Source organism: Nonomuraea sp. NPDC050451 (genome assembly GCF_044458585.1).
Genome location: NZ_JBITHZ010000018.1, coordinates 214,189 through 225,607, shown reverse-complemented (window position 1 = coordinate 225,607; position 11,419 = coordinate 214,189). Strand labels below are relative to the sequence as shown.

The window sequence follows — 11,419 nt, the reverse complement described above, 5'->3', positions numbered from 1 at the left end:
TCGTCGGTGAGGTCTCCACGTGCCATGCCGTTGGCCTACCAGGATCCAGGCCAAGGCGCAGGCGAATCCCCCTGATCTCAACTCCGTACAGGCCCTAGGAGTTGCGGAAGATCACGTCTCCCTGAGGAGGTTTCCAGGCGAAGCCCGCGGCCAGCGCCGAGCCCGTACGCGGCACGGCGACGAGGTCCGTCCATTCGAATCCGATCGCCGGCGGAGTGACGCTCTGCCGGGTCAGCACGCCGCCGGCGTACCGGAGCGCGTCGATGGACAGGGTGGTGTAGGCGTAGGGGTCCTGGCCGTCCGGGGTCGCGGTGATCGACTGCCGGGTCGTCGCCGCGTAGACGCCGCCCGAGCCGTCGCCGGACAGGGTCGTGACGCGGTCGCCGGGCAGCCGGAGCTGCTCCCACGTCCCGCCGCGCCGGTGCAGCAGGACGGCCCCCGGCTGCGTCCAGTCGCCCTGCTGGAACCCGGCGGCGATCCAGACGTCGCCGTTCGCGGCGGCGAGCACCGCGTCGAAGCGGACCCGTACCGGTCCGTACGCGGGGACGGCCGCCGCGGGCACCGCGACGGCGGGCAGCGCCACCGGGTGCCATGCCTTGCCGTCCCAGCGCATGACGGCGGAGGGACCCCAGCCCCAGATCTCGCCGGGCGTGCGGACGCTGATCTCCCTCAGTGACGCCGGCGCGGGCAGGCTCGTCCAGCGACCGCTGTGATAGCGCTTGAAGAACACTCCCCGCGTACGGTCGTCGCGGCCCACGACCCAGGCGTGCTCGCCGTCCGGGACGTCCAGATCGGTGATCGTGGTCCGCCCTGACCCCATGAGCCGCCAGCGCCTGCCGTCCCAGCGCGACAGCACCGAGCGGGCGCCGGTGTCGCCCGCGATCCACACGTCGGCCGGGGAGGACGCCTCGATCAGGGAGATCTCACGCAGGGCCCCGCCCGGCCCGGTGAACTCCGCCCATTCCCTGCCGTTCCAGTGCCTGATCAAGGGCACGGTGAGAGGCGAGCCGGTCCGCGGATCGAGCCTCTTGGTCTCGCGCCGGCCCGCGGCCCAGGCGTCCGCCGGTCCGGTGGCGGCGAGATCCGCGATGTACGTACGGGCTCCGCCGCGGAAGCCGACCTCCCAGCCGGAGACGGCCTCGACCGGCGTGACCATGAGCGCCGCCAGCACGACGGCCACCGGGATGCGGTACACAGTCGCATGATGGCGCCTGCCCGGAATCCGGCCGGCTGCGCCGAGCTGAACGATCGACGAACTTCACCCCAGCCGGGAGGTCAGCGCGCGCAGGCCCGCCAGGACCTCCGCCCCCGTCGGGGCCTGGTCCGGGTCGTTGAGCCACTGCGTCATCACGCCCAGCAGCAGCGCGAGGTGCACCGAGCCGACGGTGCGCACCTCGCGCTCGGCGATGTCCGCCTCGTCGCCGTCCACCAGGTGCGCGGCCATGCCGCGGCGGCCCTCGCGCTGACCGGCCACGAGCTCGTCACGCAGCTCCGGCGAGTGCTCGGCCTGCACCATGGCCTCCAGGTTGGCCAGCCACAGCGTGCGGTGCTCGCCGATCGACACGATGAGCCGCTCCCAGAGCGCCTCGAAGCGCTCATCGGGCGTGGCCTTCTCGTCCACGGCCGCCATCGCGGCGCCGATCTGCTCGCCCCACTCCCGCATCGCCTCCACCAGCGCCGCGTTGAGCAGCGCCTCGCGCGAGCCGAAGTGGTAGCCGATCGCGGCCATGCTGACGCCGGCCGCCGCCGAGATGTCGCGGACGGTCGTGCGCGCCCACCCCTTCTCCTCCAGGCAGCGCCGCGCTCCGGCCAGCAGGTCCTCACGGTTTCCCATGGCGCTCAGCCTAGCACGAGCGCATGAGACAGCTGTCTTGCGCATTTGCCCAAACTCGGCGTACGGTTGCCCCACCCCAACCGAGAAGGGAAGTCCCCATGCGGATCCTGATCTCCGGCGGCAGCGTCGCCGGCCCCGCCCTGGCCTACTGGCTGCACCGGCACGGCCACGCGCCGACGATCGTGGAGCGGGCCCCGGGCGTCCGCGGCGGCGGCGCCGCCATCGACTTCCGCGGCAGCGCGCTGCAGGTGCTGGAGCGGATGGGCCTGCTGGAGGAGATGCGCCGGCACGAGACGGGGATGACCGGGATGACGCTGGTCGACGACGCCGGCGCCCCTCTGGCCGAGCTGCCCGCCACCGCCATCTCCGGCGACCTGGAGGTGCTCAAGTCCGACGTGACGGCCATCCTGTACGAGGCCACCCGCGACACCACCGACTACCTGTTCGACGACACGATCACGGGGATCGACCAGGACGGCTCCGGCGTCCACGTGACCTTCGAGCGGGCCGGATCCCGCACGTTCGACCTGGTGATCGGCGCGGACGGGATGCACTCGACCGTGCGCCGGCTCGCCTTCGGCCCCGAGTCCCGCTACGTCCGCCACCTGGGCATCTACGGCGCGCTCTTCACCGCCCCCAACCTGTTCGGCCTCGACCGCACGGGCCTGATGCACAACACCGCCGGCCGCAGCGCGCTGGCCCTCGCCGCCCGCGGCAACAGCGAGCTCCGCGTCGGCCTGTCGTTCGGGGCCGACCACCTGGACTACGACCGGCGCGACCGCCGGCAGCAGGAGAAGCTGGTGGCCGAGCACTTCGCCGGCGCGGGCTGGGAGGTGCCCCGGCTGCTGGAGGCCATGAGCGAGGCCGAGGAGTTCTTCTTCGACTCCTCCGGCCAGGTCGTGATGGACTCGTGGTCGGCCGGGCGGGTGGCGCTGGTGGGCGATGCCGCCTACTGCGCCGCGCCCACCTCCGGCCGCGGCACCTCGCAGGCGTTGATCGGCGCGTACGTGCTGGCCGGCGAGCTGGCCGAGGCCCCGGACCACGCCACCGCCTTCGCGGCGTACGAGCGTGAGCTGCGTGACTACGTCGAGCGCAACCAGCTGCACGGCCGGGCCGCGGCCCGCTGGTTCCTCCAGCCGCCCACCGAGCCCCTGGTGGAGGTGGCCGAGGACATGGTGCCGCTCAAGGACTACACCGTGGGATGAGTTCCCTCCTGGACGCCCTCGGCCTCGCCCGCGGCGGCGACCAGGTGGACGAGCCGCTCCACCTCGGCAGCGGTCGTGTGCGGGTTGAGCAGGGTGAGCTTGAGCCGGACGCGGCCCGGCCCCTCTCCCGGGAGCTCGGTACGGCCGACGACGGCACGTCCCTCGCGGAGCAGGCGGCGCCGCAGCCCGGCGTTCACCCGGTCCGCCAGGTCGGGATCCGCGGGGAGATACCGGAAGAGGAACGCCGTCAGCACCGGGTCGGCGTGCAGCTCCAGCCGGGGATGGGCGCGTACGGCCGCCGCCCCGACCCGCGCCAGGTCGTGGCAGGCGTCCACGAGGCGGCCCAGGCCGTCCCTGCCGAAGGTCGCGAGCGTGACGGCGATCTTGAAGCCGTCGGGGCGGCGGCTGGTGCGCAGGGAGTGCCCGAGCAGGCTGGTGTAGCCGGCCTCCTCGTCGTCGGCCGGGTTGAGGTAGGCCGCGCGCCGTTCCAGCGACTCGTACGTCTCGGCCTGCCGTACCAGGAAGACGCCCGCGGCGACGGGCTGCCAGCCCAGCTTGTGCCAGTCCAGGGACACCGAGTCGGCCCGTCCGATGCCCGCCAGCAGCGGCGCCAGCCGGTCGGACAGCAGGGCGCCACCGCCGTAGGCGGCGTCCACGTGCAGCCAGGCCCCGTACTCGGCGGCCAGGGCCGCGCAGGCCCCCAGCGGGTCGATCGCGCCCGTGTCGGTGGTGCCGGCCGTGGCGACCACGGCCATCGGCAGCTCGCCACGCCGGACGCACTCCCGCAGCGCGGCGGCCAGCTCTTCCGGCCGCATCCGCAGCTCGTGGTCCACAGGGATGGTCACGACCGCGTCCTCGCCCAGGCCGAGGAGGGCCGCGGCGCGGCGTACCGAGAAGTGGGCGGCGGCGGAGGCGAAGATCCTCGCCCGCGGCGCGCCCGCCGGCAGGCCGCTGCGCTCGATCCGGTGCCCGGTCGCCTTCCCGAGCACCCGGTCCCTGGCCAGCATCAGGCCCAGGAAGTTGGACTCGGTGCCGCCGGAGGTGAGCACCCCCGCGGCCGAGTCCGGGTAGCCCACCAATCCGGCCAGCTCACCCAGCAGGAGGGTCTCCATGGCGGTGGTGGCGGGGGCCTGGTCCCAGGAGTCCTGCGACGGGTTGAGCGCGGAGATCGCCAGGTCGGCGGCCACGGCGACGGCCAGCGGCGGGCAGTGCAGGTGCGCGGCGCAGGCCGGGTCGGCCGGGTCGGCGCTGCCGGCGGCCACCAGCTCGGTCAACCGCCGCAGGACGTCATCGCCCGGCTCGGCGAAGCCCTGGGCGACTCTCGTGAAGAGCTCGCCGGGCGCACCGGCCGGGATGGGCCCGTGGCGCCGTGCCGCACCCTCCGAGAGAGCGGCCAGCACCGTACGCAGCAGAGGCTCCAGGGCGGCGGCGCCGGAGACGCCGCCGGACAGGGCGGGCACGACAGTCATGCCGTCCGAGCGTACCGGGACGGCGGTCAAGGTTACGGCTTGTTGCAGTGCTCTACAATAGTGAGAAGTTTCCATGAAGTAACACCTCCTTGGCGCCATACGCGGCAGCGCTCCTTCGACATGCTGTTGATCTTCTGGCAGCCACGAGACAGGTGCCGGTCATGACATCCACATCCGAGGACGACGCGCAGACGTTCACCACGGGCGATCGGGCGCACGCCGCGCTGGTGGTCGAGATCCTGGGGCCGGTCGTCCCGGTGCTCGCCCGGGCCATGGGCCCCAAGACCGAGGTGGTGCTGCACAACCTGACCACGATGCCCGACACGATCGCGGCCATCGGCGGCACGCTGACCGGCAGGGACATCGGCGGGCCGCCCACCGACCTGGGGCTGCGGACGTTCAAGGCGGGCTGGACCGAGCACCTGATCGGCTACCGGTCGGAGACCGCCGACGGGCTGGTGATGCGCTCGTCGAGCATCTTCTTCCACGCCCCCTCCGGCCGGTCGGTGGTGTGCCTGTGCGTCAACACCGACATCGGCGACCTGAAGCGGGCCGAGGAGATCCTGCGGGCGCTGACCTCGGCCGGCCCGGGCGCGGGCCCGCTGCTGGACGGGCCGCCCGGAGGGCCGGCCGAGACGTTCCCGCAGACGCTGGAGAGCCTGGGCGAGGGCATCCTGGCCGACGCCGTCGGCGCCGTGGGGGTGCCGGTCGAGCTGATGAAGAAGTCCCACAAGATCGCGGTGGTCGAGGACCTCAACAAGCGCGGCTTCTTCACCCTGCGCGGCGCCGTGGACCTGGCGGCGCAGCGGCTTCAGGTGAGCCGCTTCACGATCTACAACTACCTCAACGAAATCCAGACCGAACCTCTTGACTAAATATTGAATTCCTCTACTGTGTGTTGAACATTGGAGGTGGGCATGGAGTCGGGAGGGTATTTCGACACGGCGTCCATCGGGCTGGTGCCCGAGGCCGTCCGTGCCGCGGTCGGCGCCTGCTACGACGCGATGGGGCGCGGCACCCGGGGCTCGCGCGAGTGGCGGCCGGTCGTCGAGCGGGCGCACCGGGGAGGTGTCGTACGAGCCGCGCGGCGCCGAGGTCGCCTCCTACCGCTGGCTGCCGGCGTAGCCGTCGTGGACGTACCGGGCGCGGAGTTCTGAGATCAGCTCCTCGTCCACGCCGAGCCGGTCGGTGACATAGCGCCGGACGGAGCCGTGAGCCGCCGTCAGGTCGTCCAGGAAAAGCCGCATGATCTCGGCGGGGGCTCTGCCGTACCCGGGCCACTTCAGTTCGCGGCCCGGGTGGGCCACCCGCCAGTCGGCGACCAGCCGGTCGGTGGCCAGCTCGGTCAGCGCGAAATCCCGCACGATGTCGTCTTCCGGCACCTCCAGCAGGGCCAGCACCAGTGCGGCCACCAGCCCGGTCCTGTCCTTGCCGGAGGCGCAGTGGAACACCAGCGGCTCGTCCGCCGCGGCGATGACCTCCAGGGCCTGCCGCAGCTCCGCGACCCCGTCGAGGGCGACCTCGGCGTAACGGTCGGCCAGGAAGCGCCACGGGTCGGCGTCCGGGTCGATCTCCGCCTGGTCGTAGGGCCGGTGCTCGATGCTGAGGTTGTGATAGGCGACCCCGTCGTGGTGCGGCACCCGCCCCTTGGCCTCGATCTCCCAGGGGTAGCGCAGGTCGATCACCGTACGGACGCCCAGGCCGAGGAAGCGGTCCCAGTCCTCGCCGCGCAGCTTGGCCAGCGAATCGGATCTGAAGAGCCGCCCCCACCGCACCACGCTCCCGTCGGCGGCCCGGTAGCCGCCGAGATCCCGGAAGTTGTGCAGGCGCTCGAACGCGATATGTCTTCTCACGCGATCACTCTACGACCGCGCCATGACCCGCCCGCTCTCAGCATCCCCGGGACGTTCAGCCGGTACGGATAATTCGGTAGGTCGCGGTAATCCGGGGACGTCCGGAGGGACTACTGGGTGTGGATGATCCCGAGGAACGATTCACAGACCTCTACGACCGGCACTATCGCAGCGTCCTGGGCTACGCCCTGCTGCGGGCCGAGCGCGACCTGGCCGAGGACGTCTCCAGCGAGACGTTCCTCGTGGCGTGGCGGCGGCTCGACGACGTGCCGGAGCCGCCGCTGCCGTGGCTGCTCGGGGTGGCGCGCAACCTGCTGGCCAAGCAGCGCGACTCGCGCCACCGGCGGCAGGCCCTGGTCGACCGGATCGTGGCCCTGACCACCCCGCGCGACCAGCTGGCCTGGGACGTGGCCGAGCACGTCATCGACAGGGAGACCGCGCTGGCCGCGCTCTCGGCCCTGCCGGAGCACGACGTAGAGGCCATGATCTTCGCCACCTGGTACGGCCTGCCGCCCGAGCAGGCGGCCTCCGTCGTGGGCTGCTCGGTCCGTACGTACAACGTCCGGCTCCACCGTGCGCGCAAGCGCCTCACCCAGGCCCTCCGCCTGGGCGGCGCGAGCCCGGCCCGCAGCCTCGACTTCTGATCACACCCTTGGAGGACCTCTGATGACCGACCGACTCTTCGCCGAGCTCAAGCCCGACGGGCTGGACGAGCTGGCCGAGGACGGCTACCGGCGGCGCCGCTCGGCCGACCTGGCCCGCGCCTTCGCCACGCCGCGCGTCAAGCGGCGCTCGCGGCGGCCGTTCCTGCTGGTGGCGAGCGCGGCCGCGGCCGGGCTCGCGGCCGCGACCGTGGTCGTCGCCTCCGGCGAGACCCCGGCCCCCAAGACGCAGAGCCCGGGAGTCGCGGCCGAGCCGCTGAACGCCCGCTCCTTCCTGCTCGCGGCGGCCTCGACGGCGCTGCGCGAGCCGGACGGGTCCGGCCGCTACTGGTATCTCCGGGAGCGCACGTTCGCGAAGATACAGAACGTGCCGGGCGAGTACATGGCCAAGCTCAAGGCCCTGCTCGACGCGCAGAAGAGCAAGGAGGCGGAGCTCAAGGGCGACCCGGAGCGACTGGCCGCCGCGAAGAAGGAGTTCGACCGGAAGGTCACGGAGCTGAAGACCGGCGGGACCACCGAGCTGCCGTACACGGCCTTCGCCGCCGACACCCGTGAGACCTGGCGCCCGATGAAGGCGGGCGAGACCGGCCGCAGCGCGGGCAACCAGGACGTCGAGGTCACCTTCGGCTCCCCGCAGGACGAGGCCGACTGGCGCGCGGCCGGCTCCCCCGAGCTGGTCGAGAAGAGGCCCACGACCTACGACGACGACACCGAGCGGATCCTGTCGATCGACAACCCGAGCCTGAACCTGCGCAACATCGCGGACCTGCCCACCGGCGAGGACGCGTTGCGCCGCCGTCTGGACGACCTCTGGAAGCGCAGCCCGAACAGCGCGAACACCGACAAGGCCGGCTACCTCTGGCAGACCGGCGTGGACCTGATGACCGCGCCGCTCAAGCCGGGCACCCGCTCGGCCCTGTTCCGCGTGCTGGCCGACCAGCCGGTCATGACGCTCGAGGGCAAGACCTCGGACGCGCTGGGGCGTACCGGGGTCGCCCTCTCCGCGCCGACGGCGCACGCGCTCACGGTGCGGCTGATCGTGGACGAGCAGTCGGCGGAGCTGCTGCAGTACGAGCTGGCCGAGAAGGGCAAGCTCCTGCTGCGGGTGGCGCTGGAGGACATGGGCTGGTCCGACGAGCTCGGCAAGCGCCCGGCCGGCTGACGGCCCGGCCGGACGCCTTTCGCTGTCAGGGGGCTCAGCGGCGCCAGATCACCGCGGAGGGGGTGCCGGCGTCGACGGTGACGTCGCCGCTCCAGGTGAGGAAGGACTGCTGCGGAAGGTAGTCCTGGCCCAGGAAGAAGCCGCGCTTGATGCCGGTGACGTGCACGACGGCGCCGTTGTCGGTGCCGACCACGACGCGGTTGGCGGTGATCTCCTGGATGTCGTCGGCCGTCGTGCCGGGCGGCAGCTCCACGGTGGTCGCGGCCGGGTCGTCCCGCTGGATGGACCAGGTCGGGTCCACGTGGTTCGACAGGTGGACGGTGGCGCCGCTCCTGAGGCGTACGCCGAGCGAGACGCCGACCCAGGACGAGCCGGTGTTGGGCCGGTCGGTCGTCTTCTTGACCACCGCGTACAGGTAGTTGCGCTGGTCGCTGACCTCCGGCGTGGCAGGCGTCGTGTCGGAGGCGGCCTCGATCTTGCCCTCCCGGATCATCTCCTTGGACATGATCTGGTAGGTCCACGAGTTGGTGTCCATCATGTACTCGCGGGCCTCACCGGCCGGGCGGGTCTGCAGGGCCGACAGGAAGAACCGCATCGGGTCGGTGACCTTGTCGCACATGTTGTTGTTGTTCGTGCAGGTCTCCAGCTGGGCGTGGTCGCCCTCGTACGTGCCGGCGAACCGCAGCGTCTGGTGGTTGGCGGCCTGGTAGGTGTCGCTGCCCGCGATCCGGTTGCCGCGCTCGTCGACCTCCACCGCGTAGACCCACTCGATGTCGGTGGTACGGCCCCAGCGCGCCATCAGCGCCGGCGTGTTCGTCCCGCCGTCCTCGTTGCTCCACACGACGGAGTACGTGAGCTTCGTCCGGCCCGGCGCCGACCCCGGGCCGACCTCGTGCCAGGCGATGAGCGGGGTGTCGGTCGTCGCGTTCTGGTACGGGGTGCCGAGCTCGGACAGGTTGCGGCCGTAGACGATCGGGGCGTAGCGCAGCGCCAGGTACTCGGCGCCGCCCGGCGCGTACGTCGTCACCTTCACCCGGTCGAGCAGGACGGATGTGCTTCCCGCGGCGGACCGGTCACCGGCGAAGCGCAGCCGCAGCACGTGCGGCCCCGGCCGCAGCGCGCCGAGCGCGAGCTGCCGGGGCAGCCGCCGGTCTCCGGAGACGACGAGGTCGGTGGCGTAGCGGTTGTCGACGTAGATCGACACGACGGCCGACTCGCCGCCCTTCACGGCCCAGTCCGTGCCGGGCGCGGCGGCGTTCAGGTCGACGACCGCCTCGCCGGCCCGCTTCACGAGGAACGGCACCCGTACGTCGGAGTGGTCGCGGCGAACCTGGATCGGGCGGCCGTGATCGGCCTGCGCCACGGCGGGTGCGGCGAGCACGGCCGCCGTGGCGAAGGCCGCGGCAGCGGCGGTGAGCAGTTGGACGACTCGCATCAGAGTTTCCTCCGTGGGGGATTGCACCGCGAACCCGCGGTCAGAGCGATTGTCAGACCTGTCAGCCAACGCCGAGAGAGCAATCGCTGAAAATCAGGACAACGCCCCAGATCTCCGGCATATCCGGGCACAATACGGCCGATGGATAGGGTCTGGGGCCATGACGTCCGGCGAGCGGTTCCTCCTGCTCGTCCACCGCGCGCCCTCCACCACCTCGTAGGCCATGAAATCCAATTGAACAAAAAATGCTTCAATGGTGAACAGACGATTCCGGACGTCATTCAATAACCGATTGGCCCGGGTTATCTTCTCGACCGAAACCCCTATAAGGTTGGGCCCGGCGCGCGGGCAGACACGGCAGTCTGCGGCGATATATGAGGTCGAGGAGATACTGGTGGGCGTCGATACTCTGCGTGAGGAACAGGCGATAAGCCGGGCCACCGACCGCCTGGTTCAGCTTTACGCCGGCACTCACTCCGCCGAGCACGTCAGAGCCGTTATGGAGGCGGCCCGTAACCGCTTCGACGGCTTTCCCATCAGGGATTTCGTCCCCATTCTGGTGGAACGCATCGCGCACGGAGAGTTGGCGGCGGAGGCGCGGGCCGACGAGGTCGCGGACATCGAGGTTCCGGAACCGGCCGACGATATCCCCGATTCACCGGAAATTCACGCTCCGGAAAACGACCGGCCATCCCCGAAGCTGCCCTCCCTCATTCGCAGTAAGGGATTTCTTTCTCTCGCCGCGGCGGCGGTCGTCGTGGCCGCCGCCGTCGTCGTGGTCGTGAACACCGGCCAGGACGAGCCTCCACCCCCGCCCCCGCTCACGACCGTGCGGGGTGTGATCGGCTCCGAGAAGAAGGCGTTCTTCGAGGATCCACGCGTGCAGCAGGCCCTCGCCGGCAAGGGCGTGAAAGTCGAGGTCGAATCGGCGGGCTCGCGCCAGATCGCCACCTCGATCAACCTCGAACGGTACGACTTCGCGTTCCCGTCGAGCGCGCCCGCGGGCGAGTCGATCCAGCGCACGCGCAAGGTCAGCACGAAATACACGCCGTTCTCCTCGCCGATGGCGATCGCGACCTTCCAGCCGATCGTGGACCTGCTGGCCAAGGCGGGCGTGGTGAAAAAGGGGACCGTCCCGACCTTCAGCGTCGACCGCTACCTCGGCCTCGTCACGGCGGGCACGAAGTGGTCCCAGCTCTCGCGCAACTCCGCCTACCCCGTCGACAAGAACGTCCTGGTCTCCACGACGGACCCGCGCACGTCGAATTCCGCGGCCATGTACCTGGCGACCGCGAGCTATGTCGCGAACGGCAACGCGGTCGTGCACGGCGCCACCGCCGAGAAGAGCGTGCTGCCCCTGATGACCCAGCTCTTCACCAGCCAGGGCTACACCGACAACACCTCCGAGGGCCCGTTCAACGAATACCTCACGGTGGGCATGGGCCCGACCCCGATGGTCTGGATCTACGAGGCGCAGTACGTGGACGCCGCCGCGCGGGGGCGGCTCAAGCCCGGGATGGTGCTGATGTACCCGTCGCCGACCGTGCTGTCCCAGCACACGCTCGTGCCCCTCACCCCGTCCGGCGACCGGATCGGACGCCTGTTGAGCACCGACCCCGAGCTGCAGGGACTCGCCGCCGAGCACGGGCTCCGCTCGGGCGACGCCACCCGGTTCGCCAAGGTCGCCGCCGATCACAACGTGCCCGCCCCGAAGGACCTCATCGACGTGGTCGACATCCCTTCGTACGACACGCTTGAACACCTGCTCGACGGCGTCGCCAAGTCGTACGGCTAGAGCC

Annotated in this window: 11 protein-coding genes; 6 read left to right on the top strand and 5 right to left on the bottom strand. The window is 71.2% G+C overall.

Annotated features, from left to right (window positions below; genetic code table 11):
* Positions 1-94: 94 nt before the first annotated feature.
* Together ACIBI9_RS40825 and ACIBI9_RS40820 are read right to left on the bottom strand one after the other, a co-directional pair.
* The gene (locus tag ACIBI9_RS40825; RefSeq protein WP_397230627.1) at positions 95-1,195 is read right to left on the bottom strand and encodes a hypothetical protein; all 1,101 of its coding nucleotides are present in this window, start codon (positions 1,193-1,195) and stop codon (positions 95-97) included.
* Between the two features lie 63 nt (positions 1,196-1,258).
* A complete protein-coding gene (locus tag ACIBI9_RS40820; RefSeq protein WP_397230625.1) occupies positions 1,259-1,834 on the bottom strand; it encodes a TetR/AcrR family transcriptional regulator in 576 nt (191 codons plus the stop codon).
* A 98-nt stretch (positions 1,835-1,932) separates the two neighbouring features.
* Between ACIBI9_RS40820 and ACIBI9_RS40815 the strand changes: the two genes are divergently transcribed.
* On the top strand, positions 1,933-3,039 hold the full coding sequence (locus ACIBI9_RS40815; protein WP_397230623.1) for an FAD-dependent monooxygenase: 1,107 nt from the start codon (positions 1,933-1,935) through the stop codon (positions 3,037-3,039).
* Here the strand turns inward: ACIBI9_RS40815 and ACIBI9_RS40810 are convergent.
* Positions 3,024-4,508, bottom strand: a complete 1,485-nt coding sequence (locus tag ACIBI9_RS40810) for a pyridoxal phosphate-dependent decarboxylase family protein (RefSeq protein WP_397230621.1) — start codon at positions 4,506-4,508, stop codon at positions 3,024-3,026. The genes ACIBI9_RS40815 and ACIBI9_RS40810 overlap by 16 nt on opposite strands.
* Before the next feature lie 161 nt (positions 4,509-4,669).
* On the opposite strand from ACIBI9_RS40810, the gene ACIBI9_RS40805 reads away from it, so the two are divergent.
* Positions 4,670-5,383, top strand: a complete 714-nt coding sequence (locus tag ACIBI9_RS40805; protein WP_397230619.1) for a transcriptional regulator — start codon at positions 4,670-4,672, stop codon at positions 5,381-5,383.
* 42 nt (positions 5,384-5,425) lie between these two features.
* Positions 5,426-5,665: a hypothetical protein gene (locus tag ACIBI9_RS40800; protein ID WP_397230617.1), complete on the top strand. Its 240-nt coding sequence runs from the start codon at positions 5,426-5,428 to the stop codon at positions 5,663-5,665.
* Here ACIBI9_RS40800 and ACIBI9_RS40795 read toward each other — a convergent pair.
* The gene (locus ACIBI9_RS40795; RefSeq protein ID WP_397230615.1) at positions 5,612-6,361 is read right to left on the bottom strand and encodes a tyrosine-protein phosphatase; all 750 of its coding nucleotides are present in this window, start codon (positions 6,359-6,361) and stop codon (positions 5,612-5,614) included. The genes ACIBI9_RS40800 and ACIBI9_RS40795 overlap by 54 nt on opposite strands.
* A 119-nt stretch (positions 6,362-6,480) precedes the next feature.
* Between ACIBI9_RS40795 and ACIBI9_RS40790 the strand changes: the two genes are divergently transcribed.
* Positions 6,481-7,005, top strand: coding sequence for an RNA polymerase sigma factor (locus tag ACIBI9_RS40790; protein WP_397230613.1), 525 nt, complete (start codon positions 6,481-6,483; stop codon positions 7,003-7,005).
* Positions 7,006-7,027: 22 nt separating this feature from the next.
* A complete protein-coding gene (locus ACIBI9_RS40785; protein ID WP_397230611.1) occupies positions 7,028-8,185 on the top strand; it encodes a CU044_5270 family protein in 1,158 nt (385 codons plus the stop codon).
* Positions 8,186-8,219: 34 nt separating this feature from the next.
* On the opposite strand, the gene ACIBI9_RS40780 is transcribed toward ACIBI9_RS40785, so the two are convergent.
* Positions 8,220-9,620, bottom strand: coding sequence for a hypothetical protein (locus tag ACIBI9_RS40780; protein ID WP_397230609.1), 1,401 nt, complete (start codon positions 9,618-9,620; stop codon positions 8,220-8,222).
* 253 nt (positions 9,621-9,873) lie between these two features.
* Here ACIBI9_RS40780 and ACIBI9_RS40775 point away from each other — a divergent pair, with 253 nt between their 5' ends.
* A complete protein-coding gene (locus tag ACIBI9_RS40775) occupies positions 9,874-11,415 on the top strand; it encodes a three-helix bundle dimerization domain-containing protein (protein WP_397230607.1) in 1,542 nt (513 codons plus the stop codon).
* Positions 11,416-11,419: the final 4 nt, after the last annotated feature.

Bases quoted from the DNA above. Each gene is read 5' to 3' on its own strand.
- ACIBI9_RS40815 (WP_397230623.1), top strand. From the start codon at position 1,933: ATGCGGATCCTGATCTCCGGCGGCAGCGTCGCCGGCCCCGCCCTGGCC.
- ACIBI9_RS40800 (WP_397230617.1), top strand. From the start codon at position 5,426: ATGGAGTCGGGAGGGTATTTCGACACGGCGTCCATCGGGCTGGTGCCC.
- ACIBI9_RS40785 (WP_397230611.1), top strand. From the start codon at position 7,028: ATGACCGACCGACTCTTCGCCGAGCTCAAGCCCGACGGGCTGGACGAG.
- ACIBI9_RS40805 (WP_397230619.1), top strand. From the start codon at position 4,670: ATGACATCCACATCCGAGGACGACGCGCAGACGTTCACCACGGGCGAT.
- ACIBI9_RS40820 (WP_397230625.1), bottom strand. From the start codon at position 1,834: ATGGGAAACCGTGAGGACCTGCTGGCCGGAGCGCGGCGCTGCCTGGAG.
- ACIBI9_RS40780 (WP_397230609.1), bottom strand. From the start codon at position 9,620: ATGCGAGTCGTCCAACTGCTCACCGCCGCTGCCGCGGCCTTCGCCACG.
- ACIBI9_RS40810 (WP_397230621.1), bottom strand. From the start codon at position 4,508: ATGACTGTCGTGCCCGCCCTGTCCGGCGGCGTCTCCGGCGCCGCCGCC.
- ACIBI9_RS40775 (WP_397230607.1), top strand. From the start codon at position 9,874: ATGGTGAACAGACGATTCCGGACGTCATTCAATAACCGATTGGCCCGG.